Origin of the sequence: Kribbella sp. NBC_01484, assembly GCF_036227145.1 — a bacterium.
Classification (GTDB): Bacteria; Actinomycetota; Actinomycetes; order Propionibacteriales; family Kribbellaceae; genus Kribbella.
In genome coordinates this window covers 4,247,698-4,273,349 of the sequence record NZ_CP109437.1, presented here as the reverse complement: position 1 = coordinate 4,273,349, position 25,652 = coordinate 4,247,698, and the positions used below count along the sequence as shown (strand labels likewise).

General features: G+C 68.0%; 29 protein-coding genes. 17 read left to right on the top strand and 12 right to left on the bottom strand.

Annotated features, from left to right (window positions below):
• Nucleotides 1-99: 99 nt before the first annotated feature.
• Nucleotides 100-372, bottom strand: a complete 273-nt coding sequence (locus tag OG555_RS20940; protein WP_328523705.1) for a GlsB/YeaQ/YmgE family stress response membrane protein — start codon at nucleotides 370-372, stop codon at nucleotides 100-102.
• Between the two features lie 118 nt (nucleotides 373-490).
• Here OG555_RS20940 and OG555_RS20935 point away from each other — a divergent pair, with 118 nt between their 5' ends.
• The 5 genes from OG555_RS20935 (at nucleotide 491) to OG555_RS20915 (ending at nucleotide 2,973) form a co-directional block, all read left to right on the top strand.
• Nucleotides 491-718 carry a hypothetical protein gene (locus OG555_RS20935; protein WP_329484610.1) on the top strand — a complete coding sequence of 76 codons (228 nt, stop codon included), beginning with the start codon at nucleotides 491-493 and terminating at the stop codon, nucleotides 716-718.
• A gap of 66 nt (nucleotides 719-784) precedes the next feature.
• On the top strand, nucleotides 785-1,366 hold the full coding sequence (locus tag OG555_RS20930; RefSeq protein WP_329484609.1) for a dihydrofolate reductase family protein: 582 nt from the start codon (nucleotides 785-787) through the stop codon (nucleotides 1,364-1,366).
• A gap of 234 nt (nucleotides 1,367-1,600) precedes the next feature.
• Entirely contained in the window at nucleotides 1,601-1,783 is a 183-nt protein-coding gene (locus tag OG555_RS20925) for a hypothetical protein (protein ID WP_329484608.1), read from the top strand.
• A 105-nt stretch (nucleotides 1,784-1,888) separates the two neighbouring features.
• Entirely contained in the window at nucleotides 1,889-2,395 is a 507-nt protein-coding gene (locus OG555_RS20920; RefSeq protein ID WP_329484607.1) for a hypothetical protein, read from the top strand.
• Nucleotides 2,329-2,973, top strand: coding sequence for a maleylpyruvate isomerase N-terminal domain-containing protein (locus tag OG555_RS20915; protein WP_329484606.1), 645 nt, complete (start codon nucleotides 2,329-2,331; stop codon nucleotides 2,971-2,973). Before OG555_RS20920 ends, OG555_RS20915 begins: the two co-directional genes overlap by 67 nt.
• Before the next feature lie 311 nt (nucleotides 2,974-3,284).
• Here the strand turns inward: OG555_RS20915 and OG555_RS20910 are convergent, their stop codons facing one another.
• From OG555_RS20910 to OG555_RS20900, 3 genes are all read right to left on the bottom strand, one after another.
• A complete protein-coding gene (locus OG555_RS20910; protein ID WP_329484605.1) occupies nucleotides 3,285-3,530 on the bottom strand; it encodes an NUDIX hydrolase in 246 nt (81 codons plus the stop codon).
• A 144-nt stretch (nucleotides 3,531-3,674) separates the two neighbouring features.
• Complete coding sequence (locus tag OG555_RS20905) at nucleotides 3,675-4,007, bottom strand: hypothetical protein (RefSeq protein ID WP_329484604.1); 333 nt, start codon at nucleotides 4,005-4,007, stop codon at nucleotides 3,675-3,677.
• A 173-nt stretch (nucleotides 4,008-4,180) separates the two neighbouring features.
• A complete protein-coding gene (locus OG555_RS20900; protein ID WP_329484603.1) occupies nucleotides 4,181-4,786 on the bottom strand; it encodes an ALF repeat-containing protein in 606 nt (201 codons plus the stop codon).
• Between the two features lie 281 nt (nucleotides 4,787-5,067).
• On the opposite strand from OG555_RS20900, the gene OG555_RS20895 reads away from it, so the two are divergent.
• The gene (locus OG555_RS20895) at nucleotides 5,068-6,027 is read left to right on the top strand and encodes an ArsR/SmtB family transcription factor (RefSeq protein WP_329484602.1); all 960 of its coding nucleotides are present in this window, start codon (nucleotides 5,068-5,070) and stop codon (nucleotides 6,025-6,027) included.
• A 24-nt stretch (nucleotides 6,028-6,051) separates the two neighbouring features.
• Entirely contained in the window at nucleotides 6,052-6,366 is a 315-nt protein-coding gene (locus OG555_RS20890) for a hypothetical protein (protein ID WP_329484601.1), read from the top strand.
• Nucleotides 6,367-6,842: 476 nt separating this feature from the next.
• On the opposite strand, the gene OG555_RS20885 is transcribed toward OG555_RS20890, so the two are convergent.
• Nucleotides 6,843-7,856, bottom strand: a complete 1,014-nt coding sequence (locus OG555_RS20885) for an RNA polymerase subunit sigma-70 (protein WP_329484600.1) — start codon at nucleotides 7,854-7,856, stop codon at nucleotides 6,843-6,845.
• A gap of 327 nt (nucleotides 7,857-8,183) precedes the next feature.
• Here OG555_RS20885 and OG555_RS20880 point away from each other — a divergent pair, with 327 nt between their 5' ends.
• Nucleotides 8,184-9,446 carry an MFS transporter gene (locus tag OG555_RS20880; protein ID WP_329484599.1) on the top strand — a complete coding sequence of 421 codons (1,263 nt, stop codon included), beginning with the start codon at nucleotides 8,184-8,186 and terminating at the stop codon, nucleotides 9,444-9,446.
• Nucleotides 9,447-9,770: 324 nt separating this feature from the next.
• Complete coding sequence (locus tag OG555_RS20875) at nucleotides 9,771-11,852, top strand: hypothetical protein (protein WP_329484598.1); 2,082 nt, start codon at nucleotides 9,771-9,773, stop codon at nucleotides 11,850-11,852.
• Nucleotides 11,853-12,102: 250 nt separating this feature from the next.
• Here the strand turns inward: OG555_RS20875 and OG555_RS20870 are convergent, their stop codons facing one another.
• On the bottom strand, nucleotides 12,103-12,726 hold the full coding sequence (locus OG555_RS20870; RefSeq protein ID WP_329484597.1) for a TetR/AcrR family transcriptional regulator: 624 nt from the start codon (nucleotides 12,724-12,726) through the stop codon (nucleotides 12,103-12,105).
• Nucleotides 12,727-12,897: 171 nt separating this feature from the next.
• Here OG555_RS20870 and OG555_RS20865 point away from each other — a divergent pair, with 171 nt between their 5' ends.
• From OG555_RS20865 to OG555_RS20855, 3 genes are all read left to right on the top strand, one after another.
• Complete coding sequence (locus OG555_RS20865) at nucleotides 12,898-13,668, top strand: hypothetical protein (RefSeq protein WP_329484596.1); 771 nt, start codon at nucleotides 12,898-12,900, stop codon at nucleotides 13,666-13,668.
• 292 nt (nucleotides 13,669-13,960) lie between these two features.
• A complete protein-coding gene (locus tag OG555_RS20860; protein ID WP_329484595.1) occupies nucleotides 13,961-14,488 on the top strand; it encodes a hypothetical protein in 528 nt (175 codons plus the stop codon).
• 405 nt (nucleotides 14,489-14,893) lie between these two features.
• On the top strand, nucleotides 14,894-15,124 hold the full coding sequence (locus OG555_RS20855; RefSeq protein WP_329484594.1) for a hypothetical protein: 231 nt from the start codon (nucleotides 14,894-14,896) through the stop codon (nucleotides 15,122-15,124).
• Nucleotides 15,125-15,346: 222 nt separating this feature from the next.
• Here the strand turns inward: OG555_RS20855 and OG555_RS20850 are convergent, their stop codons facing one another.
• Entirely contained in the window at nucleotides 15,347-16,510 is a 1,164-nt protein-coding gene (locus OG555_RS20850; RefSeq protein WP_329484593.1) for an acyl-CoA dehydrogenase family protein, read from the bottom strand.
• 135 nt (nucleotides 16,511-16,645) lie between these two features.
• Here OG555_RS20850 and OG555_RS20845 point away from each other — a divergent pair, with 135 nt between their 5' ends.
• Nucleotides 16,646-17,983 carry a UDP-glucose dehydrogenase family protein gene (locus OG555_RS20845; protein ID WP_329484592.1) on the top strand — a complete coding sequence of 446 codons (1,338 nt, stop codon included), beginning with the start codon at nucleotides 16,646-16,648 and terminating at the stop codon, nucleotides 17,981-17,983.
• Here OG555_RS20845 and OG555_RS20840 read toward each other — a convergent pair.
• The 3 genes from OG555_RS20840 to OG555_RS20830 form a co-directional block, all read right to left on the bottom strand.
• On the bottom strand, nucleotides 17,980-19,206 hold the full coding sequence (locus tag OG555_RS20840; RefSeq protein WP_329484591.1) for an MFS transporter: 1,227 nt from the start codon (nucleotides 19,204-19,206) through the stop codon (nucleotides 17,980-17,982). The two genes, OG555_RS20845 and OG555_RS20840, sit on opposite strands and share 4 nt — an antisense overlap.
• 75 nt (nucleotides 19,207-19,281) lie before the next feature.
• The gene (purE, locus tag OG555_RS20835; RefSeq protein ID WP_329484590.1) at nucleotides 19,282-19,785 is read right to left on the bottom strand and encodes a 5-(carboxyamino)imidazole ribonucleotide mutase; all 504 of its coding nucleotides are present in this window, start codon (nucleotides 19,783-19,785) and stop codon (nucleotides 19,282-19,284) included.
• Between the two features lie 8 nt (nucleotides 19,786-19,793).
• Entirely contained in the window at nucleotides 19,794-20,966 is a 1,173-nt protein-coding gene (locus tag OG555_RS20830; RefSeq protein WP_329484589.1) for a 5-(carboxyamino)imidazole ribonucleotide synthase, read from the bottom strand.
• Between the two features lie 155 nt (nucleotides 20,967-21,121).
• Here OG555_RS20830 and OG555_RS20825 point away from each other — a divergent pair, with 155 nt between their 5' ends.
• The gene (locus OG555_RS20825) at nucleotides 21,122-21,682 is read left to right on the top strand and encodes a GtrA family protein (protein ID WP_329484588.1); all 561 of its coding nucleotides are present in this window, start codon (nucleotides 21,122-21,124) and stop codon (nucleotides 21,680-21,682) included.
• A gap of 9 nt (nucleotides 21,683-21,691) precedes the next feature.
• Here the strand turns inward: OG555_RS20825 and OG555_RS20820 are convergent, their stop codons facing one another.
• Nucleotides 21,692-22,480 carry a hypothetical protein gene (locus OG555_RS20820; RefSeq protein WP_329484587.1) on the bottom strand — a complete coding sequence of 263 codons (789 nt, stop codon included), beginning with the start codon at nucleotides 22,478-22,480 and terminating at the stop codon, nucleotides 21,692-21,694.
• A gap of 224 nt (nucleotides 22,481-22,704) precedes the next feature.
• On the opposite strand from OG555_RS20820, the gene OG555_RS20815 reads away from it, so the two are divergent.
• Nucleotides 22,705-23,916 (top strand): GNAT family N-acetyltransferase, encoded by a 1,212-nt coding sequence (locus OG555_RS20815; RefSeq protein WP_329484586.1) that lies wholly within the window; start codon nucleotides 22,705-22,707, stop codon nucleotides 23,914-23,916.
• Between the two features lie 10 nt (nucleotides 23,917-23,926).
• On the opposite strand, the gene OG555_RS20810 is transcribed toward OG555_RS20815, so the two are convergent.
• Nucleotides 23,927-24,553 (bottom strand): PH domain-containing protein, encoded by a 627-nt coding sequence (locus OG555_RS20810; RefSeq protein ID WP_329484585.1) that lies wholly within the window; start codon nucleotides 24,551-24,553, stop codon nucleotides 23,927-23,929.
• Nucleotides 24,554-24,620: 67 nt separating this feature from the next.
• On the opposite strand from OG555_RS20810, the gene OG555_RS20805 reads away from it, so the two are divergent.
• Nucleotides 24,621-25,529 (top strand): MFS transporter, encoded by a 909-nt coding sequence (locus OG555_RS20805; RefSeq protein WP_329484584.1) that lies wholly within the window; start codon nucleotides 24,621-24,623, stop codon nucleotides 25,527-25,529.
• Nucleotides 25,526-25,633: an MFS transporter small subunit gene (locus OG555_RS42890; protein WP_442914511.1), complete on the top strand. Its 108-nt coding sequence runs from the start codon at nucleotides 25,526-25,528 to the stop codon at nucleotides 25,631-25,633. The genes OG555_RS20805 and OG555_RS42890 overlap by 4 nt, the downstream gene beginning before the upstream one ends.
• Nucleotides 25,634-25,652: the final 19 nt, after the last annotated feature.

Genomic DNA, 25,652 nt, shown 5'->3' with positions numbered 1-25,652 from the left:
TCAGCCTCCGATTCTAGGCAAGGCCGACCGGTGGGGCCTTGGAGCCTGACAACGGTCTGCCGGGGTGTCGGCTGACACCCCGGCAGCTTTCCGCGTGGTTCAGCTCCGCGCGGACGTGTTCCGGCCGGTCAGCGTGGATGCGATGACGACCAGAATGGCCGCGATCGCGATGGCCACGAGCCAGCGCACCCAGTCGACGCCGGGGCTGCCGTTGCCGCCGAACGCGGTGTAGACGAACCATCCGATGATCACCCCGCCGATCCCGCACAGGATGGTGAGCCAGATCGGGATGTTGTCCTTGTTGCCGGGCGCGACGAACTTTCCGAGCAGGCCGATGATGATGCCCGCGACGATGACTCCGATGATCTCCATGGTTCCGTTCCTCTTGTAGCTCCGGATCGCCGCGGTGATGACCGCAGCGACCACCCTGTGCCCAAGCAACAAACCGGCTCATCACAATGCACAGTGTCTTCGGTGCGGGGCGTCGGCGATGCACTTCAAGCCGTGGGGGCCGGCGCCGTTCCTGCCGATGCCCGCGGCCGGGCTGTGTGACCGGCCGGTGACGGGAGAGCAGGTTTGGGCCGACCAGGCCCACTTCGGGCACGAGTTCCGGGCGTTCACCGGGCTCACGCCGACCCGGTACGTCGAAGTCCGGCGGCGGTTCCTGCCCGAATATCCCGGCCACGCGCTGGACGGCTGGCCGCTGCCGGCCGATTGATTTCTTACAAGAGCGACAGCTCACAACACGCTAATTTGGGGGCACCCCAGAGCAGAGGAGAGCCCCGTGGGCAAGGTGGTCATGTACAGCTCGGTGTCGGTGGACGGCTTCGTCGCGGACGAGAACGACCAGCCCGGACCGCTGTTCGACTGGTTGTCCAGTGGTGACGTGCCGTTGGACGAGAGCGGCGTGCTGAAGGTGTCGCAGACGTCGTACGACTACACTCGGCCGTACTGGGACCAGATCGGGGTGACAGTCGTCGGCCGCCGCGTCTTCGACATGACGGACGGCTGGGACGGGAAGCCTCCGGGCGGGATGGACCACATGGTCGTCGTGACGCACCGGCCAGAGCCCGAGGGCTGGGACCCCGCGGCGCCGTTTCACTTCGTCGACGGCGTCGAGGCAGCCATGGCCAAGGCGCAGGAGCTTGCGGGTGACCGCATAGTCGAGGTCGCCGCCGGCGACGTCGGTGGCCAGGTGCTTGCCGCAGGTCTGGTCGACGAGGTGCGCATGGACGTCGTACCCGTCGTGTTCGGGTCCGGCAAGCGCTACTTCGGGTCGGTCCACGCGCAGCACCTGTTGGAGGATCCTGACGTGGTGATTCAGGGCAACCGGGTGCTTCACCTGCGCTATCGGGTGCGCCGTTGACCGATCTGAGTCGACTGTGAAGAGCCAACAAACCGACCTCGCGCCGCCCAGGAAGAGACCGGGACAGAACTGGTTGTCCTCGAATTGTCGAAAACCCTCTGACGGAAATTCTCTGATCCACTTTCCATCGCTCCGGGTTTTTGCTTCCTTGCTCACCGTGACACAGCACGACAAAATTCAATTACCCGCGAAATATGTGCGCACGGCCGTTTCGGCGCTAGCATCCTCCGCACTGTGGAAACTGTGATTGCATACGTCTCCGATCGATCCGACGACAATCAGCGAGCTGCCGCGGGCCTCCGACGGGTCGAGGCCTACTACAGCGGCCTCTGGCGTGAGGAGGCCGTCCATCAGGGACATGATGCGGAGACGGTCGGGCTGCACGTCTGGGATCGCCGCGAACGCGACTGCCTCTGACCCTCCTGGCAGGACAGCGGCGATCTCCGGGTAGCGAGTCTGCATGCGCCGCTCGGGTACGAGCGGATCGTCGGCGACGTCCCGCTGAACGACGCCCCTGGGCGGTTGGCGCGCGCAGTTCTCCAGGCGCCCGGCCGATTCCTGGATCTGGCCCCGCCGTTCACGATGGCCGTCCTGGACCCGGCCGACGAACGACTCGAGCTGTTCACCGACTCCATCGGAGTGGGCCGTCTGTTCCAGCTCCGGCTGCCTGACGGCTGGGTCTGGAGCAACCGGCCGGTCGCCGCGCTCTTGTTCGCGGGCGTCGCGGCCAGGGTGGCTGAGCGGGGTTGGCGCTACGCGGCCGCTTGCGGCTGGTTCATGGGCGACACCACGCCGTACGACGGGGTCCTGGCCGTGCCGGGCGCGACCCGGATCGTCGCCGAGGGCAGGCATCGCCGATGTACCGTCAGCCATGTCGAGATCAGCAGCGTCTGGTCGGGTGCAGGTCGAGCGCCGACGCCACCCCAGTCGAGTTGCAAAGGCGCACATGCCAGACTTGTACCGTGTATTCGACTTCCGATCGCCGGGATGCGGTCTTTCCGATCGCTGGGGAAATTGTTGAGGATTTGATCCAACAGGCCCAGGTGTCCGATCGATGGCTACGGCAGAGCGTCTTGCCAAAGATGTCCGTCGGAGCACTAGCCTGCCACCTGGGGCAGCAGCTGGTGCGCGCCGCAGAACTCCTCCAAGCTACAACCGACATCCCACCACTGAACTCGGTCGACGAGCACTATCATCGCGCTGCATGGGTGATGTCGAGCTCTCCGGATGACGCGGTCAACGACCGCACCACGGACGAGGCCGAGGCTGCGCTTGGCGTAGCTGCGCTCAGGACTCGAGTCGACGAGGCACTCGCGACGCTGCGGACGCTGCTCGCAAGCCGTACCGCTGCTGATGTGGTCCTGATTCCCTGGCAAGGTTGGTCCTTGCGCCGGGATGACTTCTTGCTTACCCGCATGCTGGAGATCGTCGTTCACACCGACGACCTTGCGCTGAGTCTTGAAGTCCCGACGCCGGCATTCCCGGAGGAAGTCTTCGCGCCTGTCCGCGACCTGCTGGTGCGCCTGGCCGAGCGCCGACATGGTCAGTCAGCGTTGATCAGCACTCTTACCCGCGGGGAACGCTCGCAAGTCATCTCCGCTTTCTAGCACCGCAGCTTCTCGAATTTCTCACACCGCAGGTTCTGGGACCGGTGGCGCCATTTGCTGACCATTTCCTGGTGTCTCCGCTACCCGACAGGACCTGGGCGACTTCGCGCGCCATGCGGCACGAGCAGACGTCGACCGCCAACGCTCGTTGCCACGGCTGTGTGTCAGAGGTTAGGCATCACCTGCTCGAAGAACGGGCGATCGGAGCAGAAGGTTGGCTGGAGTTGGGAGAACTCGCGGGCCGTGACCCATCTGGCGTCGCTGACCTCTCCGGGATGGGTGACCAGGTCGCCTTCTTCGGGTTCGGCGGTTCACCAGTGGAGGACGAACGCGGCGTCTTCAGTCTGTGATTCCCAAACCTTGGCGATGGGTGTCACCTTCAGGCCGACTTCCTCGCGTACCTCCCTGACCAGGGCTTCCGCCTGCGTTTCGCCAGGATCGAGCTTGCCGCTGAGTGGTACCCAGTAGCCCGGTAGCCGGGCGGCTGGGCCGCGCTGAATGACGAGCACCCGCTCGCATCGTCGCACCACAGCGACAATCGCCTCTCGCTGATCCATTACATACCTCCGGTGGCTGCTTCGAGGGTGTCGACAGTCCGTCCGGCACGGCTCGCCGCTCAGCGGATGAGCGGGGAGCCGGGAGTACGGACATCGGGTGTCAGGCGTTCGAGGATGTCGTCAGCTTCTGTAGGCAGTCGCTGATCAGGCGGGTCGTGTATCTGCTGTGGGTTGTTGCAGGCCGAAGGCCCGGGCGAAGGAGCGGGCTTCGCCGGCGAGCTTGAGGGGTGCGAGGGCGAGGGCCAACTCGATCCAGCGATCCAACGTCCTTTCGTCTCCCCATGCCTGCAGTGAGTCCACGTACGCACGCCGTACCGGACCGGTCAGGTGCACGAGCTCGGCATCTCGCAGCAGGCGGTGAAGTGAGAAGAACGGGCAGCCGACCATCGCCTCTTCCCAATTGAGGAGGACGATCGAAGCATCGTCGTCGCGGACCAGAGCGTTGGTGTCCTGTACGTCGGGATGGTCGATGCTCACGGGCGCCTGAGCGAGTTCCTCGGCCCGCCGGCGTGGGCAACGCCTCGACGAGAGCGGTGACAAGGCGTGGATCGACATCGCCCGTTCGGCCGACGTCGGGTTTGGCTTCCCCGGTGGACTGAGCCCAGTCGTTCGGCTGGGCTCAGTTCCTGTGGGCGGACCGGCTCGGTGTCCTAGACCTCGAACTGGCCGTGCTCCAGGAAGTACCGCGCCGCTTCCGATGTGCCCTCGTGGAGGGCCTGCTGGGCCGCCGCACGGACCGCTGCAGTGGTGGTCGGATCGGCGAGCATTCGCAAGATGGCGAACCTGTCGTCTTCGAACTGGGCGATGCGGCAGCCGGTCTCCAGGAAGGCGCGCAGGACAGTCGGCGTGCCGTCGTTGAGAGCCTGCTGCACCGCCGTACTGACGCCGCGGTCGTTGTACACGTTGGCAAAGTAGAGGGTTCTAAGGACGGCGAACCTGTCGTCCTCGGCTCGGGCCGGCCAGCGGTCGGTGGTCAGGAAGTTGCGCTGGTCCTCGACGGTGCCGTTCAAGGCCTCCTGCGCGGCGGCCTCGACCTCGTAGCCCGTGCTCGGGTCGCCGATGATGCGCAAGATCGTGATCCGCACATCGTCGTCGGACATCTCGTCCACCGGCGTGGTCACGACGAAGGTGTCCGTGGGCGCCTGGCAAGCGGTCGGGGCGCCGACCGGCTCGGCGGCGAACGCAGCGGTGGTTGTCAGAAGCACTGGCGTCAACGCGATTGCCGCGACAGCCAGGACAGCTTTGGTTCGTCTCACTTGTGGACCTTCCTTGTAAGCCTCGAGAGCACGAGAACTCTCTTCGTGCCGTCGACAGGTGCGTGGCGTTGGTTCCTGCGTGTGGCGGCCTGGTTTGCGACGGCCGCGGTTGCGCCCCGACCGTGGTCAGCTCGAAGTGGATCGCGAGTACGGCGTGAGGACTGTCGAGGCGACGTACGTGCGATCCCGCAGCGGTGAGCGTCCAGTCGCGGAGGAGTTCAGGCACTCGACAGTTGTGGCATCCGGAGCTTCCCGGCACCAGAGATATAGCGTATTGCTTCATGATCGAGTACGAGCTCGCGGGCAACGACCTCGGCGAAGTACGGTTCGCGATCTCACCGCTGAACGAGTTGGCCCTGTCCCTGCGGACCCTGCGCGACCCCGGCCGATTCCCGCTCCAGCTGCCCTGGCTACGGGCAACCGGGCCGGCCCGGGCCGGCCTCGACCTGCAACTGCTCCGCGCCCTGACCAACGAGTCGCTGTGGACGCCGGACTTCCTCACCCCACGGCCCTACACACCGCTGGGCAGGATCGACGACGAACTGGCGGCGCTCACGGGCACCCCGGCCGGCGTCGTACGCGCGGACCTGGCGCAGATCCATCCGGCCACGCTTCCGCCGGCACTACGGGGTCGATCAGACAAGGTACTCGACCGCGTGCTGGCAGCGCTGCGGGACTACTGGCAGGCCTGTTTCGAGCCGCACTGGGCGCGGATGCGGACAGTGCTCGAGGCCGACGTCGTCTACCGCGGCCGGGTCACCGCCCAGGCCGGTCTCGCGGCGATGTTCGCCGGCATCGACCCACATGTACGCCTGGACGGCACCGTCCTGCGGGTACGGCTGCGCAGCGACTACTCCTACCGCACCTCGACCGCCGGCCGCGGCCTGACGCTCACTCCCTCGCTCTTCAGCCGACGCGGATCGGTGCCCATCTCCCCCGACGAGCCGCCGCACCTCATCTACCCGGCACGCGGCCTGGGAACGCTCTGGGAGGCCGAGACGAGTACGCCGCCAGCGGCCCTGGTTGGCCTGGTCGGCCGTGTCCGGGCCCGCCTGTTAGGACTGCTCGAGACGCCGACGTCGTCAACCGAGCTTGCTGTGCGCCTGAAGGTCACAACGACCGCGGTCAACCAGCATCTGCGCGCACTGCGGGCAGCCGGCCTGCTGATCTCGGCGCGGCACGGCCGCTCGGTCCTCTACCGCCGCTCGGACCTCGGTGACCGGCTCGTCCGAGGGATGTAGCTGCAATCGCCTGTGAGTCGGGCGATGACGATCTTCGGCGAACCTGGCCACGACCCGGAGCACCTGGAGCAGAAGGTCGCGATGATCGCGGCAGTGAACCAGCCCGGCGCCGTCGGCATCAAGCTCCGCGGCCCGGTCAGCGAGCACGACCAGCAGGCATTGGCCGAAGGCGTCGCGGCGATGAACACGACCCGCAGCCGGCAGGCTTGGCTCAACCACCTCATCGAGGCGCAGCTGATCATCTGGCTGGCCGATGCCACCGGACAGAGCCGCGCCGACATCATCCAGCGCCTCGCGATTCAACTCGGATCCGTCATCCCACCCGAACCACCGGGTTGAGCGGCGCTGACCGGTGGGGTCCGAAGACCGCCTGACGAACGCCGGCGTAGCGCGTGCAGCCATCGAACGGGCCAGGACGTCCGACCGGCTCGCGCCGCGCGGACGAGACGATGCCGCTCCGCCTGAGCGAGCAGTTCGTCCTGCCGGGCTTCGGCCATCGCCTTGCCGATGTAGGGATGCATGAGTTCCTCCGTTCCGAGCGGAGCGACAGCCGCTCCTTGGACGAGCAGGCAGCGGTACGGCGGCGCGAATCGGCGTCCGGCGCCCATCTCGGCGAGTCGTCGCGGTCGGATGCCATCGCTGCCTCCTCGTCGGTCAATGCGTCTCAGCCGTCGTCGCCCTCCCGGCTCGCGGGCCGGTGCGGGCGCGTCGGCCGGCAGCCGCCGCAACTCCTCCCAGGCCCGCATCCCTCGCGCAGCCCGCGGACTCGGAAGAACTCGTTCGGCGCGTGCAGCCTCTCCATGGCCCGGTGCTGGCTATCGGCTGGGGAGCGATCGCGGTAGCCCGAACCACGGCAGCACGCTGGCCTCGAAGCGGGTCATGCCGCAGATCCGGCCGCCGGCAAGGGTGAGCACGTAGAAGGCGGTCGCGTGGCGGATTCCGGCCGGGCCGCGCAGGTATGCCCCGAACGCGGGCTGGCCGTTGGCTCGGGCCGGCACGAGGTCGAACCTGCGGCCCGCGGCGAACTGGCGGGCGCAGTAGCGGGCCACGAGTTCTCGGCCCTCGTATCCGAAGGGCTCCGGAGGCATCGCGATGAAGACGTCGTCGGTCAGCAGGGCCACCAGCGCGTCGAGGTCGGCCGACTCCCACGCGCGGGCGAACATGGCCACGACCGCGTCCTCGGCGGGCGAGCCAGCGGCGGGCGGCGGCTGGTGGCCGGCGGCCGGCTGCTCGCGGCGCTGCAGGCTAGCGCGGGCTCGTTTGAGGGCGCTGTTGACCGATTGGACGGTCACCTCCAGCATGCCGGCTACCTCGCTGGCGTGGAATCCGAGGACGTCGCGCAAGATGACGACGGCAACCTGGCGGGGCGGAAGCATCTGCAGGGCGGCCACGAAGGCCAGCGAGATGGCTTCGCTCTGCTCGTAGCGGGCCTCCGGCCCGAGCGGCTGGTCGACGGCGCCCTCGAGGAACGCGTCAGGAAACGGCTGCAGCCAGGCGGCCTCGTCGCGCGGGGTCGGCACGGGCGGTTGGAACTGCGACATATCCCACTCCCTGGCCGGGCGCCGGCTTGCCGCGCGGCGCGCGTTGAGGCACCGGTTGGTGGCGATCTTGTACAGCCAGGTGCGCAGCGATGCGCGTTCCTCGGTGAACCCGCCGATGCCTTGCCAGGCGGCCAGCATCGTCTCCTGGACGGCGTCCTCGGCGTCGGCGAAGGATCCGAGCATCCGGTAGCAGTGCACCTGTAGCTCCCGCCGGTGGGACTCGGCCAGCTCCCGGAACGCCTCGCCATCCCCGGCCCGCGCCCGTGAGAGCAGATCGGCTGTCACCATCCTGCACTCCTTCCTTCCGCACCTTGTCGTGCCTCTGCCCGGTATATACACCGCCCATGGCGCGAACTGGGCGGCTCGCGGGCGCCCAGTTTCCCGGTGCCGCGGTGTATGCACTAGCGACCGCCCGGACGATCCGCCCACCGGATCGTGCCGCGGCAGCTGGAAACGACCCTGGAGGTTGACGATGGAATCGTCCGCATCGGCCGGGCGCGTGGCGTTCGCCGTTCTCGATCGCCGCCGCCGCGGGCGCTGCTGAACGTGCAAGTCCCAGGCACGCATGGGAAAGCAGCCACCCGCAGGAACCACGTAAGCAGGACGCTCGCTCGTGTGTTCGCCGGCTGGCGGACGGGCCTGCCGCGGCCCGTCATCGTTCTTCAGGCTGGGACCGCGGTCAACTACTTCGGCACTGGACTGATCCTTCCCTTCGAGATCATCTACCTGCACCAGGCCCGCGGCTTCCCGACGGCGACGGCGGGGCTGGTGCTGGCGGCGGTCATGGGCACGGCGGCGGTCGTAACGCCCTTTTCGGGTGCGCTGCTCGATCGTTTCCGCGCGAAGCCGATCCTGATCATCGGCAATCTCGCGAGCGCACTGGGCTACGCGGGCTTCGCATTCGTCGACCGTCCCTGGCAAGCCTTCGTCTGCTCGGCCGTCGGCGGCGCCGGATTCGGAGTCGCGAGCACCGCGAACCAGGTTCTGAGCCTGACCCTGGTCTCAGCGGAGCAGCGCGCCTCCTCGATCGCGCTCCGCCGAGTCGCAGGCAACTTCGGTCTTGGCAGCGGCGCGACGGTTGCGGGCTTCATCGTCGCTTCCGCCAATGACCTCCGCGCGTTCCAGGCGCTCTACCTCTTCGACGGCGCCACGTTCGCTGTCTTCGCGCTGGTTGTGCTCGTGGGGATCCCGAATGCTCGCCTTGCGAATGCTGCGTCCGCGAGTGACAGGGGAACAGGCTTCCGATCAGTTGCTCACGATCGGCTCTTCCTCATCCTGATCGCCGCCAACATCGTGCTCATAATGACCGGCGGCGCGCTCTTTTCCAACATCCTCGCGCCGTTTGCGAAGGCGCACACGCCTGTCGGGCCGGACGAGATCGGCGTTGTCTTCTTCATCAACACCTTCTTCATCGTCGTCGCGCAGATTCCAGCCACACGGGTCGTCAAGCGGATGCGCCGCACACACGCTCTTGCCGCGACCAGCGCGCTATTTGCCATCGGCCTGCTCGCGGTCCTGCTCGCAACGCTAACGAGCTCGACGCTCAGCGCTACCATCGTCTTGGCCGGGGTCGCGATCGTGATCGCGATCGGTGAGTGCGCGCAGTTCATCGTGCTCGGCACAATCGTCGCCGACCTCGCACCGCCGCATCTGCTCGGCCGCTACATGTCGCTCTACGGCCTCAGCTTCACGGCAGGCGTGGCGCTGGGCCCCGCGGTCGGCGGCGCGCTGCTCGCAACGTCACCCAACGCCATCTGGTGGGGTGGCGCCTTGGCGGCAGCACTGATCGGAGCCGGCTTGCTGCGACTCGGCGACCGGATACCCGACCCGCTCTTGCAGGCGCAACGCCCTCCCCGCCTGCCACAGCTAGATGAATAGAACGGAGATGGAATGTCACTGGCGACCTGCTCGAGCTCGTCGCACGCGCCGCCAACGCAGCCAAGACGAGAACGCCCCAACCACCCAGCAAGCACGCCGACTAACCGGCAACCCGGACGAGATCATGAAGGAACTCATCGGCCCCGACCAGTGACCTCTTCCGTGTCAGAGAGAGCCTCCGCGGTGTGATCGGGCAACCCAGATCGCAACTTCCTGCAATCCGCGTAACGGTGGCGCGGCCACCTCGATACATGGGCGAGCGAGGACCTCTCCGGTTCTCGCCGTACCGATTCGAGGAACCTCTTGCGTGCGATCTTGCGAGCCATGGCACCGATCGTGCTGGCGGCCGTCTGCCTGACCTCGGCCCTACCGGCCACCGCGGTCCCCGTCCCGCGCGGCATCGCCCGGGCGGCGAAGCTCCCGTCGACCCCGCTGGACATCAAGCTGACCGGCACCCTCACGGGTGTCGACCTCAGCTGGACCGCGGCGCCGGACGCGAACGACGATGCCGTCAACGGCTACGTCATCCACCGCGTCGTCGACGGCGTCGACACCGTCCTGCCCTGGGAGCCCGCGTGGAACTCGAGCGGGTACGAGTGGCACGAGTCCGAGCGCATCCCCGGCGCGACCTACGCGGTCGCGGCGACCAACGCCGAGGGCGAAGGCCCGGCCAGTACGCCGATCATGCTGCCGCCGACGCACCGGGCGATCACGGTCGGCCACACGATCCGGCTGGAGAACGGCAACACCAGGACGTTCGCGGGCCAGATCGCCGTACCCGGCGGCAAGCAGGTCGTGCCGCTGGCACCGGACGGTCCGACCCAGGTGATCGGCGAGGTCGTCGCCGCCTCACTCGACGGCCGGGAGATCGCCTTCGCCAAGGGGCAGAACAGTCTGTGGCGAGTGCGGGCCGACATCCCGCACGCGACGCCGGTGCAGATCCTCGACGGTTCGTCCGGCATCATCCGGCTGGCCTGGTCGCCGGACGGGGCGCAGCTCGCTTTCGAGCGGCTCCAGCCCGACGGCGGCTCGTGCGTCGAGATCGTCGCCGCGACCGGCGGTACGCCGATCCGGGTCGGCTGCAACATGCTGATGCCGACCTGGCTGAGCCGCGCGCAGCTGATCGTCAAGGATCGCAACAGTGGGCTCCTCGAGTACGTCGAGGCCAAGGCCAACGGCGTCGTACTCGGCACCATCGCCGGCACCGCGCAGAGCACCATGCCGTCGGTGTCCCCGGATCACCGCTGGATCGCCTACCTCGACGGCAATGCGCCCGCACTCATCCCGGTCAGCGGCGGTGCGCCGAAGCTCGGCACCGCATCCGAACTCCGGCCGGACGGCATCACCTGGTCACCCGACGGCGCCGAGGTGCTGGTGGCTCAGCCCATCCGCTTCGGCGGCAGCGCACTCGTGACCCAGTCGGTCGGTGCCGACGGCTTCCTCGGAGCGGGCGAGACCATCTTCCGCACCCAGCCGTCGGACCGAATCGGATCGGCCGTCTGGCAGGGACCGCGCGTGGTCATCCCGCCGATGTCCGGCGCGGTGCGCCCCGACCTGAGCATCCCGTTCGGCACTACCGGGCTGGCCACACCCGTGACCACGACGTGTCAGTTCGACGGCTCACCGGCCGCTCCATGTTCTTCGCCGTACCAGACGAGTGGCGCCTGGGTCGGTGTGCACCAGTTCCTGGTGAAGGCGGTCGACGCTGACGGCCACGCCAGCGTCGCGCACCAGTCCGTGCTGGTCGACGTGACCGCACCCAACGTGCGGATAACCAGCCCGGTCCTCGACGTGACGAAGGCAGCGACCGCGACCGTGACCTACACCGCCACGGACAACAGTGGCCTGCCGGTAGCGTCGTACGACACCCGCTGGCGGATCGCACCGACGGCCGGGAACTTCGGCGCCTACGCCCCGGTCAAGTCCGGTACGACGGCCACCTCGGTGCTGATCGGCCTCGCGGCGGGATACGAGTACTGCGTGTCGGTCCGGGCGCGGGATGCCGTCGGCAACGTGTCCGGCTGGACTGCCGATCGGTGCGTCTCCAGGCCGTCGGACGACCGCGCCATGGGTGCCGCGACGGGCTGGACCCGCGCCAGCCATCAGCTGTACTACCTGGGCACCGCGACCGTCACCACGAGAAACGGAATCTCCGTCTCGCGCAGCAGCGTGCAGGCCAAACGCCTGTTCCTGATCGCGACGAAGTGCGGGACGTGCGGCAGCCTGAACGTCTACTACAACGGAAAGTCGGTCGGCATCGTCAACCTGAGCTACGAAGCGACCGTATACCAGGCGATCGTGCCGCTCCCGGTGCCGGCGAGCTTCCTGACCGGTTCGGTGCTGCTGACGACCCGGACTGCGGGCAAGGTCTACCAGATCGACGGCCTGGCTGTCCGTCGTACCTGAGTCGCGAGGCCCGGCGCTTCGGCTCCGGGCCTCTTGACTGTCCGGTGTCACCCTGCTCGCCGACGTACCGGACACCGGAGGCCACCTCACCAGCCATCGCTCGATCTTCAAGCCTCGGAACATCGCGCTCGAGCGCGCCGCGGTCACCGCCTCCGCAGTATGACTGTTCGGCTCTCTTCGCTTGGCTAGGTCCTGAGCCGGCTGTACGAGGGATTCGTGTTGGGAGCCAGGTACGCCCTCGGCCCATTCATCAATCTCGCGCCGTGCGGGGTGCCGGGTGCACCGCGGCGAGGCGGATCAGCATCTCGGTGACGGCGTGCAGGTCCCGTTGTGACCGGGCCCGGTCGTGGTCGCTGAGGTACTGCACGACGATCCCCATGACGCTGCCGACGAGGACCCGGGCGAGGGTGTCGAAGGGCACGGCGCAGACCTCGCCGGCGTTGCTCGCGGCCTTCTGGATCCACTCGGCCACGATCCGGGTGTAGCTCTCGATCTGCCACCGCGCCTGGTCTTCGAGGCCGGGGGTGCGCAGGGCGTAGACAAACAACTCGTGCCGCATGAGGGCCAGTTGAGGGTCGTTCACGACGAGCCGCCGCCAGTAGACGTCCAGCCCGTGCCGGATGGCGTGGTCGAGGCCGGCATCGGTTTCGGCCGCGCTGAAGACCGCGGAGACCTCGTCGGTGACGTCGCTGATCACCGCGGTGATCAGCAGTTCCTTGGACGGGAAGACGTAGTGCAGCGTCCCCAGCGGCACCTTCGCCTCGGCGGCAACAGCCCGCAGGGTCGCGCCGGAAACGCCGTCGCGGGACAGCACGGCTCGGGCCGCGGCCACGAGCTGACCGCGCCGCTCGGACGCCTTCACGTGCGCCATCATGCACCTCGCATCTAATTCGGTCGTTCGACCAAGTGTCGCAGATCACGCCCCGCCGATTTTAGCTCTGACCTTAGCAGACCGTACCATCAGACTTAGTCGGTCAACCGACCAACTTCCTGGGATCTGGGCCTACACCCGGCGCTGGCCCAAACCACATAAGGACACCTCACCATGAAGAAGATCTTCCTCGGCGCGGTCGCCGTGGCCGCCGTGGCCGTGCCGCTAGCCTTCGCCGGATCGGCCAACGCCGCCGTCACCGGCCCGTACACCACCGGCTTCACCGGGGTGACCATCGACAAGACCGCCGGGGCGAGCGACAGCAACTGGCGGATGACCGGTGGCTACGACGCCGCAATCACCGACGGCCGCGACTCGGCGCTGCGGATCAGCAACGCGGTCACGTCCGGCAGCTTCGGCGACCAGCTGTTCAGCCCCACGCTCGCGGTCCCGGCCACCGAGACCGGGCCGGCGCGAACGTTCACCGCGTCCTTCGTGCTCGAGCCGACCCCGTATCAGGACGGCCTGCGGGTGACGGTCAGTCCTGACAACGGCCAGGGCGGCCGGGGCGGCTTCCTCGCGATCGAGCACAAGAACGGCGCCATCGACCTGGTCAGCCAGGGGTCGTTCCTTAACGCCAATAACGAGGTCCAGTGGACAGAGACGACGGTGGCCACCGGGCTCGACCCGAGCAAGCCGCACACCGTGAAGCTCAAGCTCGTCAAGAAGCCTGACACGAAGAAGTCGACCAACAACGACGTGTTCTCGGTGCAGGTCGACGGCAAGCCGGTCAAGAACACCACGTTCGAGGCCTACTACAAGGCAACCGGCGAGGACGAGTACAAGACCGACACGCTGATGTTCCGCCTCAGCGGCACCGCAGGCCCGCAGCTCGTCAACGGCCACGGCCTGCTGATCGACGACGTCACCATCGCGACCTCCTGACCCCAGCGGCGAGTCGTTCGCCGGGTGGGTCAACCCGGCGCACCCGTTCGGCTACGTCACCAGCACTGGTGACCTGACGGTGAAGATCGGCGACAAGACCGCCGCCCTGCCGAACACCCCGCTCCGGCGCTCGCCGGCTGATCCATCCGCACCACAGCAGCCCCCGGCCCACCCGGGTCGAGGGGCTGCTTCATGCAGCGCCACCGACGTCGTACCGCCCCCGAGGCCTCACCCCGGTCTAGTCCGAGCAAGGACCGACCACCACGCATCATTCACGAGAGGGGAGACACCAATGTCTCCGCAGTATCCGCAGGACCCGAACCGACCACCGCCCGGCTACGTGCTCAAGAAGAAGACCCACAAGTTCCGTAACTTCGTCGTCCTGCCGTTCGTTGGCCTGATCGCTCTGATCGTCGTCATCTCGGTGGCCGCCAGCGGTGGGGGCGGTGGCACGAGCCCGAGCGCCTCGACCGACGACTCGTCCGTCGGTGCCCCGCAGACGCGGAACGACCCGCGTCAGGTCACCCCGGGCAAGGCGTTCACGATCGGCAAGCACACGCTGGCCAGAGGCTGGAAGGTCGACTACCAGGAGTTCGGCGGCTCGCAGGTCGTCGGCACGGTGACCAACACCAGCAAGTCGACGTCCACGGCGTTCTTCAGCATCAAGTTCCTGAAGGGCGCGACCGTCCTGGCCAACTTCAACTGCAGCACCGAGGAGCTGGAGCCGAACCAGTCCCAGGCGGTCGAGTGCTACAACTCGGTGACCACGACCAAGCGGGTGACCGGCTGGGACAAGGTCACGGCCGAAGCAACGCTCTGATCAAGGCGGGGCGCTGGCAGTTGGTAGCCAGGAGTAACGACCGGGTTCGATTCCCGGCGTCCCACGATCTGCACTCCGGCGAGGTGAGCCGATCGCTCAAAGACGCTGCCCGCACGCTGGCTCGACCCGTCGAGGCCACCCGTGAGCTGGTGGCCGACGGCCACCTACCGCTCGCCCCAGGTACGAAGTCCATGGCCTACCCGGCCGCACGTGCCGGCGAGCAGGCACGCGTTCGCTCACCCACCGATCCGCCGGCTACTACATCAGCACCAAAGACGCCGCGGAACGTCTCGGGCTCACCGCCCTCTACGTGAGTCAGATGTCCGCCGAGGAAAACTGCCGGCCATCCCGTGGACGAAGCGTTCGACACTGCCGTGGAAGCGCCCCGATGGCACGGTGCGGGCCGTGGAGCTCATGTTCGCCTGGACGGTTGGGAAGCAGATCCGAGGTCGGAACTACGACGAGACGATTTGGAAGCCCGCGCTAGCGACGGTCGGCGTCATCCCGCCACCTACTCGGGACAACCGCGGTCGTCGTCACTACATCACGGACCGCAAGACCGGCATGCATGCCCTGCGCCATCATTTCGCCAGCGTGGCGCTCCACAACGGCGTCAACATCAAGGAGCTCGCCTAGTACCTGGGTCATCACGATCCCGGCTTCACACTTCGCCTTTACACCCATCTTCTGCCGTCGTCACATGACCGTGCTCGCTTGGCCGTCGACCGTCGCTTGGCAGGGCTTCTCGTTCGGCTGACGGAGCAGGCACGGAGCAGCGGCGACTCCGCCGCAGCCTGACCTCCAGCGGACCAGGCCGCCCGCGGGAGCTCAATATGAGCCTGACCTGCGGAAACGTCGTCAGCCGAGACCCTTCAGCAGCTGCCGCGCCATGACGATGCGCTGGACCTGGTTGGTGCCTTCGTAGATCTGGGTGATCTTGGCGTCGCGCATCATGCGTTCGACCGGGTAGTCGTGGGTGTAGCCGTAGCCGCCGAGGAGCTGGACGGCGTCGGTGGTGACGGCCATCGCGACGTCGGAGGCGAAGCACTTGGCGGCGGCGCCGAAGTAGGTCAGGTCCTTGTCACCACGCTCCGAGCGGGCGGCCGCGGCGTACGTGAGCTGCCGGGCGGCCTCGATCTTCATGCCCATGTCGGCGAGCATGAACTGCAGGCCCTGGAACTCCGCGATCGCCTTGCCGAACTGCTTGCGCTCCTGCACGTACCCGAGCGCGTAGTCCAGCGCACCCTGGGCGATCCCGAGCGCCTGCGCGGCGATCGTCACGCGGGTGTGGTCGAGCGTCGCCATCGCGGTGCCGAACCCGGTGTCCGGGTCCCCGATCAGCCGCGACGCCGGGATCCGCACGTTGTCGAAGTACACCTCGCGGGTCGGCGAACCCTTGATGCCGAGCTTCTTCTCCGGCGCACCGAAGGAGACACCGTCGTCGGACTTCTCGACCACGAAGGCGGAGATCCCCTTCGACCGCGCGGCCGGATCGGTCACCGCGAACACCGTGTAGAAGTCGCTGACGCCGGCGTTGGTGATCCAGCGCTTCACGCCGTTCAGCACGTACGAGTCGCCGTCGAGCACCGCCCGCGTCTTCATCGAGACGGCGTCCGAACCGGCCTCGGGCTCCGACAGGCAGTACGAGAACATCGAGTCGCCCGCCGCAACCGGCGGCAGGTAGCGCTGCTTGACCTCCTCCGACCCGGACAGCAGCAGCGGCAGTGAGCCGAGCTTGTTCACCGCGGGGATCAGCGAGGTCGAGGCGCACGCCCGGGCGACCTCCTCGATCACGATCACGGTCGCGAGCGCGTCCGCCCCGGCGCCGCCGTACTGCTCCGGGATGTGCGGCGCGTGGAAGTCTGAGGCCTTCAAGGCGTCGTACGACGCTTTCGGGAACTCCGCGAGTTCGTCCACGTCACCGGCGTGCGGGGCCACCTTGGCGTCGCAGACGTCGCGGACGGCGTCCCGGATCGCCTGGTGCTCCTCGGACAGCGCGTACAGGTCGAATGAGTTACTCACGAGTCGCACTGTACGACGCAGGCCCGCCGCTCGGCAGCCGTCGGACGCCGAAAGTGACCAACAGCGCACGCCCTGGTGGGCCCTCGGACATGAGCCGGTCACCGGGTGATAACCGTGGTGGGTAGAGTCCCGGACATGAGTGAAGCGACCTCCCGCCCCCTGCGGATCGCCGTGATCGGTACCAGCTACCTCGGGGCGAACACCGCCGCGGGGATGGCCGAGTTCGGTTTCGACGTCGTCGGGGTCGAGATCGACGAGCACCGGCTGAAGCTGCTGAACGACGGCAAGGCCCCGCTGTACGAGCCCGGGCTGGACCCGCTGCTGAAGAAGCACGTCGACTCCGGCCGGCTGCGGTTCACCAAGGACTACCGCGAGATCGCGGACTGGGCCGACGTGCACTTCATCAGCGTCGGCACGCCGCAACTCGAGGGCAGCGAGGCGGCCGACCTGACCCAGGTCAACTCGGTCGTCGACATGCTCGCGCCGCTGCTGACCCGGCCGACACTGGTGGTGGGCCGGTCGACGGTCCCGGTCGGTACGGCGAAGCACATCGAGCAGCGTCTCCACACCGAGGCCCCGGCGGGCACGGCGGTCGAGCTCGCCTGGCAGCCCGAGTTCCTGCGCGAGGCCCACGGCGTGGACGACACGCTGCACCCGGACCGGCTCGTGTTCGGCGTGGAGTCGGCGACCGCGGAGGCCCGGCTGCGTGAGGTCTTCGCCACCCCGATCGCCGAGGGTTCGCCGGTGGTCGTGTGCAACCGGCCGACCGCGGAGCTGGTGAAGGGCGGCGCGAACGCCTTCCTGGCCACGAAGATCTCCTTCATCAACGCGCTCGCCGAGCTGGCCGACGCGGCCGGTGCGGATGTCACCCAACTCGCCGACGCGCTCGGGTACGACAGGCGGATCGGCCGCGGCATGCTGAACGCCGGCCCTGGGTACGGCGGCGGCTGCCTGCCGAAGGACCTACGCGCGTTCATGCACCGGGCCGGTGAGCTCGGCGTCGAAGAGGTGATCACGCTGCTGCGTGAGGTCGACGACATCAACCAGCACCGCCGCGCCCGGATCGTCGACGTCACCCACGAGGTGCTCGGCGGCGAGTGGGTCGGCAAGAACGTCACCGTCCTCGGCGCCGCGTTCAAGGCTGGTACGGACGACGTCCGCGACTCGCCCGCGCTCGACGTGGCCGGCCGGATCCAGCTGCACGGCGCGAACGTCACCGTCTACGACCCGGAGGCGATGGAGAACGCCCGTAAGGTCCGCCCGACGCTGCGCTACGCCGCCTCCGCCACCGAGGCCTGCGAAGGCGCCCACGCCGTCCTCCACCTCACCGAGTGGCCCGAGTTCCGCGAACTCGACCCCGCCGCCCTCCGCGGCGTCGTCGAACACCCCGTCGTCATCGACGCCCGCCTCCTCCTCGACGCCGCCCAATGGCGCGCCGCCGGCTGGACCTACCGAGCCCCCGGCAAGCCCTAGTGTCCCGTGACAGTTGCGTTGCGCAGGACGGGGCGGGTCAGGACGACGAGACCGGTGAGGGCGGCGGCCACGGAAATGCCGAGGCAGACACCGGTGATGCCTACCCCGCTCACATCCGAGAGACTGCCGAGCACCGGGTTCATCACGACGAGCGCGAGGCTCTGACACAGCACGACGACAGATTGCAGGCGGGACTGGTACTCACGCTCGACGGAGTTCATCAAGAGCGGCAGCACGTGACCGGTGAACGTGCCGACGCCGATCCCACTGAGCACGCCGGCCGCGAAGGCCAACGGCAACGGGTCGAGTACGGACAGACCTAGCAGGCCCGCGGCGGCTACCAGCAGGCCGATGCCTGCGAACACACCCGGCCGTGGAAACGCGCCACGCATGAGGATGCGCACCGCGATCACTCCCACCCCCAGACTCCGGCTCGCGACGAGCAGACCCGCGGTCGCCGCGTCCCAGCCGTGCGACCGGGCGAGCAGCGGGAACAGCAACGCATCCAGCGGTATCAGCAACCCGGCCGCCACCGTCATCGTGATCAGCAGCGCGCGGGTGAGCGGGCGCCCGAAAGCGACCCTGATGCCGGCTGCGATCGACCGCAGCATGCCGGACGGCATCCGTCCGGGCGGGGCGATCGTCCCGCGCAGCAGGATCAGGACGATGATCATGGCGAGGAAGGTGAGGGAGTCGAAGGCGGCGGCGGCCTTGAGGCCGGCCCAGCTGACCAGGACGCCGCCGACGGCGGTGCCGGTGACGGCGAAGACGACGCCGGTGACCTGGAAGCTGGCCAGTGCGCGCGGAACCTGCTCCGGTGGGACGAGCAGGCGCGGCATGGAGCGCGACGACGGCAGGAAGAACGCGTCGATCACGCCGACGACGAGGGCCAGCACGACCAGCAGCCAGACCGGCTCGCCCACGGCCAGCGAGGCCGGGACGAGCGCGGCGGTCACCAGGAACATCGCCGTACAGCTGGCCAGCAGGACGCGGGGGGCGCCGAAGCGGTCGCCGACCGCGCCGCCGACCAGGAGCAGGGCGGCACGGGGTGCGGCGGCGAGCAGCAGGATCAGACCGGCGACGCGGCCGCCGTGCTGGCTGGCCGACCATCCGATGGCGAACGTCATCGTCAGGTCGCCCAGGAGGGACACGGCAGCACCGAACAGCCAGATCCAGTAACGGACCGGGATGCGCTGCGTGTCCGGTTCAGTGGGCGGAGTCACGATCGACGACCTTAGACGACATCGGGTGGGATCTCATGACTACCCGTCCCCGGCTGTGGAAAACCAGTTACAAGACTAGCCTTTACGCAGCTCTGCCGCGCCGTCACGCACAGTACTGCCCTTCGCCCGGGCCAGGTCGGCCAGGGACTCCTGGAAGGCGATCATCCGGTCCCGCAGCTTCTCGTCGGACGCGGCCAGGATCCGGACCGCGAGCAGGCCGGCGTTGCGCGCGTTGCCGATCGACACCGTCGCCACCGGGACCCCGGCCGGCATCTGCACGATCGACAGCAGCGAGTCCATCCCGTCCAGGTACTTGAGCGGCACGGGTACGCCGATCACCGGCAACGGAGTCACCGACGCGAGCATGCCGGGCAGGTGCGCGGCCCCGCCGGCGCCCGCGATCAGCACCTTCAGTCCCCGCTCGTGTGCTGACCGTCCGTAGTCGATCATCTCCACCGGCATCCGGTGCGCCGAGATGACGTCTGCCTCAAAGGGCACGTCGAATTCGTCACACACCTCGGCCGCGGCCTTCATCGTCGGCCAGTCCGAGTCCGACCCCATCACGATGCCAACACTCATGGTCATTCCTATTCGTCGATGGTGCCGGTCAGATAGGCCGCCGCGTGCCGGGCGCGTTCACGGGTCTGCTCGAGGTCGTCGCCGTACGCCGTCACGTGGCCGATCTTGCGACCCGGCTTCACCGACTTCCCGTAGAAGTGGACCTTCAGCCCGGGGTCGCGGGCCAGGCAGTGCAACAGCCCGCGGTGCATGTCCTGGACGTCGCCGCCGAGCACGTTGACCATCACGGTGTACGGCGCTCGCGCGGCCGGCGATCCGAGTGGCAGATCCAGCACTGCCCGCAGGTGGTTCTCGAACTGGGACGTGATCGCGCCCTCGATCGACCAGTGACCGGTGTTGTGCGGGCGCATCGCGAGCTCGTTGACCAGCAGCCGGCCGTCGCGGGCCTCGAACATCTCGACCGCGAGGATGCCGACGACACCGAGCTCACCGGCGATCTTCAGCGCCGTCTGCTGGGCCTGCGCGGCCCTCTCCGGCGCCAGACCGGGCGCGGGCGCGGTGACCTCGACGCAGATGCCGTCCTTCTGGACCGACTCGACGATCGGGTATGCGACCGCCTGGCCGTGCGGCGAGCGGGCGACGATCGCGGACAGCTCGCGGACGAAGTCGACCTTCTCCTCGGCCAGGATCGGTACGCCGCTGCCGAACGCGACCGCGATCGCGTCGTCGTCCGGACCGTCCACGAACCAGACGCCCTTGCCGTCGTACCCGCCGCGGGTGGTCTTGAGGATGATCGGGAATCCGCCGACCCGCTTGGCGAAGTCCACGACGTCCGCTCGTGTCTCGACCACCTGGTGTTCCGGTGAGGGCGCGTCGAAAGTGTCGAGCCGGCGCCGCATCATCGCCTTGTCCTGGGCGTGCACCAGCGCGTCCGGACCGGGATGGACCTTGATGCCATCCGCCTCGAGCGCGTGCAGCAGGTCGGTCGGGACGTGCTCGTGGTCGAACGTGACCACATCACACTCCGCGGCGAACCGCCGTACCGTCTCCGGGTCCTTGTAGTCGCCGACGGGCGCGTCCGCGACCGCCTGGGCCGCGGACACAGTCGGGCCCTCGGCCAGCACGCGGAGCTGGATGCCGAGCGCGATGGCGGTCTCCTGCGTCATCCGGGCCAGCTGACCGCCGCCGACCATGCCGACGACAGGCGTACCGACGGGGAGGTCGTTTCGTTCGAACTTCACAGCCTGGAGCCTAATGTCCATACATCACCGCGCGAACGGCGGCCACCGTGACACCCCTGGCACGCGCGGTGGATTTCAGGGTCGGCCCGGTCGGCAGGTACCGTGGGAAGCTGCCCTCCCCGTTGCGGTGTGATCACAGAAGGTTACAGAGACCGTTGAAACTCGTCACCACGATGTATCGCCAGTTCGAACACCTGGTGCACGAAGTGGCCAAGTTCGGTCTGGTCGGTCTGCTGGGTCTGGCCGTGGACCTTCCGATCTACAACTGGCTGGTCTTCGACAACCCGCTGGTGCTCGCCGACTCCGGCGTGGGCATGCTGCACGACAAGCCGCTGACCGCGAAGCTGATCTCGACGACGGTGGCGACCGTCGCGACCTACTTCGGGAACCGGTACTGGACCTGGCGGCACCGTGAGCGCAGCGGACTCCGCCGCGAGTACGTGCTCTTCTTCGTGCTGAACGGCATCGGCCTGCTGATCGCGGCCGGCTGCCTGGCCTTCTCCCGGTACGTGCTCGACCTGCACAGCTGGCTGTCCGACAACATCGCCGCGAACTTCATCGGCCTGGGACTCGGCACCTTGTTCCGGTTCTGGTCCTACCGCAAGTTCGTCTTCCGCGAGGAGATCGCGCTCGACGAGGCCGAGCACACCCCGGTCCCCGAGTCCCCCGCTGCCCTCGACGACGAAAACACCGGCGACCTCCCCGTAGTCCGCTAACTGTCCTCGTCACTCTCCGAACGGCGGCGTGCTGCCGGCATTGCCGTCCGACCAGTGGAAGTAGACCGGGTCGGCGAAGGTGCTCGGGACCTTGCCGAGTGACTGGATGACCGTGGTCGCGCCGGTGGCATGGCCGACGGCGTACAGGTTGCCGGTGTGGGTGTCCCGGTCGATGCCGAGCAGCAGGGTGCCGTACTGGCCACACTTCTGCGCGATCAGCGTTTCGAAGCCCTGCCAGGTCTTACTCCGCACCTGCTTCACGATCGGTTTCATCGGCGCGCCGGCCGGGATGTGGATCGTGTACAGCGCACCACCCCGGGTGTTCGCGAGGAACGTGTCGTAGGTCTTGGTGGTGCTGATCAGCGTCATCGACTTCACGGCGGCGAAGCCGGCGGCCGAGACCTTGTTCCGCCAGACGCCGTTGCTGTCGACGGACCAGCGGAACAGCGTGCCGTCGTTGCGGAGTCCGTATGCGTTGGTTCGCCGAACCACCGTGTCGGCGTACGCGGTCGTGTCGAGGGCGACGAAGGTCCCCCAGCCGCCACCGATCCGCCTCACCCCACCGTCGATGACGGCGTCGTCCCCGGCCGAGTAGCTGGCGACATACAGCGCATCCCCCAGGACGCTGTAGCCCGACACGAAGACGACGCTGATCCCGTCATCGCCCAGCGACATCGAGGAGCTGATCCGGACTGCTCCATCGGGGTACACACCGCGCCCCAGGATGACGCCGGCCGAGGCCGTGGGCGGCGTTGCCGCGAACGCGCCCTGCTCCTTGTGGTCACCCCCGGCCGTCACCGACCCCACCGCCACCGGGCAGCCCCCCGCCGACGCCGCGCTTGGCGATGCAGCTGCGCTCGGCGTGGCGGCGGCCGTCCCGGGGATCAAGCCGGCCGCCACGAGCAAAGCTGCTGTTGTCGTTCCGAGGAGGTTCCTCATCGTGCACCGTCCCTTGTGTCTACCTGACCAGATGCTCGGTGGAGGACGTTGGTTATGCCAACTGGACGTGTGAAGATGCGGGCGTGACCGAGTTCGCCGTTCGTCCGGCCGTGTCCGAGGACTACGAAGAGGTAGCTGCCCTGTTCGGCGGGGCGATGATGTTCGAGCCGTCGCCCGATGACCTGCGCCGGAGACTGTTCGAACCCGACCGGGCGCTGGTGGCGACCGACGGCCCGGAGATCATCGGCACCACGCGGGCGTTGACCCGCGATCTGTCCGTGCCGGGTGCCGTGGTGCCCGCGGCGCACGTGACCGGGGTCGGCGTCCGGGCGACTCATCGGCGGCGCGGTGTCATGTCCGAGTTGATCACCCGGCAGCTGCGTGAGGTGCCGGAGGCGATCGCAGTGCTCTGGGCCAGCGAGCCCGGCATCTACGGGCGATTCGGGTACGGCGCTGCCGCATGGGGAACGTCGTACGAGATCGACTTGCACCGGGTCGGACCGCCCGACGTCAGACTTCGTCCGGGCGAGGTGAGCGAGCTGGCCGCGGACGCCGCGCTGAAGGAGCTCGCGCCACTCCTGCGGAGCATGCAGGAACGGCGACCGGGCGTCTCCGGTCGCTCGGAGCTCGAATGGCAGAAGCACCTCGAGGACAAGAAGGACGATCGCGACGGACGGACCGCCCGCCAGATCCTGGTCCACCGTGACGAGACCGGCGCCGTGGACGGGTACGCGCTGTGGCGCGGCAAGATGAACTGGACCGTGACCGGTCCGGCCAACGAGGTGCTGCTCGAAGAGCTGGTCGCGATCAACCCGGCCGCGTACGGCGCGCTGTGGCACCACCTGCTGACACTGGACCTGGCCGCCACCCTCGGATTCGGGTACGCCGCCATCGACGAGCCGATCCAGCAACTCGTCAGCACCCCGACCGCGCTCAACCGGCGAGTGAACGAGTCCCTCTGGCTCCGTGTGACGGACGTCGTCCGAGCCCTCGAACAGCGTCGGTACGCCGTCGCCGTGGACCTCGTGTTCGACCTGACCGACGACCTGATCCCGGCGAACGCCGGGCGCTTCCGCCTGACCGCCGACGGCGCCGAGGTGCATTGTGAACGCACCGAGGATCCCGCCGACCTGAGTCTCGCCGTGACCGAACTCGGCGCGGCCTACCTCGGCGGCCGCCCCCTCGCCGAATTCGCCGCCACCGGCCGCGTCACCGAACACACCCCAGGCGCCCTGACCACCGCCACGGCGGCCTTCGTCTGGCCGGTCGCCCCGCTCACCATCGAGATCTTCTGACCGACAGGCTCTAGCGGTCGTTGTCGTCTGAGCTGAACAGCGTCTGGCCGTCGTCCGGGCCAGGCTGCGGTTGCTGCTTCGGCTCGGCGCGGCGGCGCATGTGGTCCGGCGGCTCCTCTTCGGCGAGGATGCCGTCACCGGGCCGGCCCTCCGGACCGCCGAAGAGCAGGTCGGACATCTGCAGGTGAACGTGCTCGACATGCGGTACGTCGGGCAGGACGACCTGGCCACGCTCGCCGGCGGACTCGATGTGCAGGGTCCCGCAGCCGAGGATCCGGTCGATCAGGCCGTGCTCGTAGGACACGTCGTTGATCCGCATCAGCGGGATGTCCCGCCCGGTCCGGGTGAGGATGCCGTGCCGGGTGATCAGCCGGCGATTCGTCACCGTGTACGTCGAGAAGAACCAGTTCAGGAACGGCTTCAGCGCAAAGGCCGCCAGGATCACCACGCCGACCGCGAGAATCGCGATCCGGCCCGGCGTCTGCAGGGATCCGGACGGCACGATCGCGGCCAGGAAACCGCCCAGCCCCGCCACCAGCAGCAGCAGGAACACCGGGAAGATCAGCGCCTTCCAGTGCGTCCGGGTGCTGACGACGACGTACTCGTCCTCACCCAACAACTTCGCCGAGATCGCCATGCCCCCAGTGTCACAGTTCCCGGGTTCGGTTGTCCCCCCGCGACACGATGGTTGAAGCCTTCACAAAATGCATAGCCCGTTGTCCCGCCAGCTGCTGAGCCAGTACGACTCCGCGTACGACCCGGACGTCAGTTCCTCGGTGGCCGGCGGCGGTGCCCTGGTCGGGCTGTTCCTCACCCTCGGCATCGTCTACTTCGCGATCATGATGTTCGGGGTGTTCAACATCCGGGTGCCCGCCGAGGGCTGGGCGCCGGAGGGGTTCGATCCGGCGACGGTCAAGCAGAAGCCACTGATGACCACGGCCAATGTCTCGGCCGCGAACGCGATCAAGACCCCGCAGTTCTGGCTGCTGTGGGTGGTCCTGTTCTGCAACGTCACCGCAGGAATCGGCATCCTCGAGCAGGCCAGCCCGATGATCCAGGACTTCTTCCGCGGCGCGGACGGCAAGTCCAGCGTCGCGGTCGCGGCGGCGGCCGGGTTCGTCGGCCTGCTGTCGATCTTCAACATGGCCGGCCGGTTCGGCTGGTCCAGCACGTCGGACGTGATCGGCCGCAAGCCCATGTACACGATCTATCTGGGCATCGGCATCATCGCCTACTTCCTGCTCGCCACGGTCGGGCACAACAACACCGCGATCTTCGTGCTGCTGGCCGCGGTGATCATCTCGTTCTACGGCGGTGGGTTCGCGACGGTTCCGGCGTACCTGCGGGATCTGTTCGGCGGCTTCCAGGTGGGCGCGATCCATGGCCGGCTGCTGACCGCGTGGTCGGCGGCGGGCATCGCCGGGCCGCTGATCGTGAACGGCTTCCTGGACAAGGAGGGCAAGCCCGGCACGCTGACGGCCGCGGCGTACCGGCCGGCGCTGTTCACGATGGTCGGCGTCCTGGCCGTCGGCCTCGTCGCCAACCTGCTGATCCGTCAGGTGTCCGACCGGTTCCACGAGAAGTCCGAGTCCACGCTGGAGGCCGCGCGATGAGTCAGTCCGTACGCCTGGTGATCTCCTGGCTCCTCGTCGCCGTCCTCCTCGGGTACGGCGTCATCGAAACCCTGATCACCGCGGCGAAGATCTTCACCAGTTAGGCGAAAACGATCAAGCACG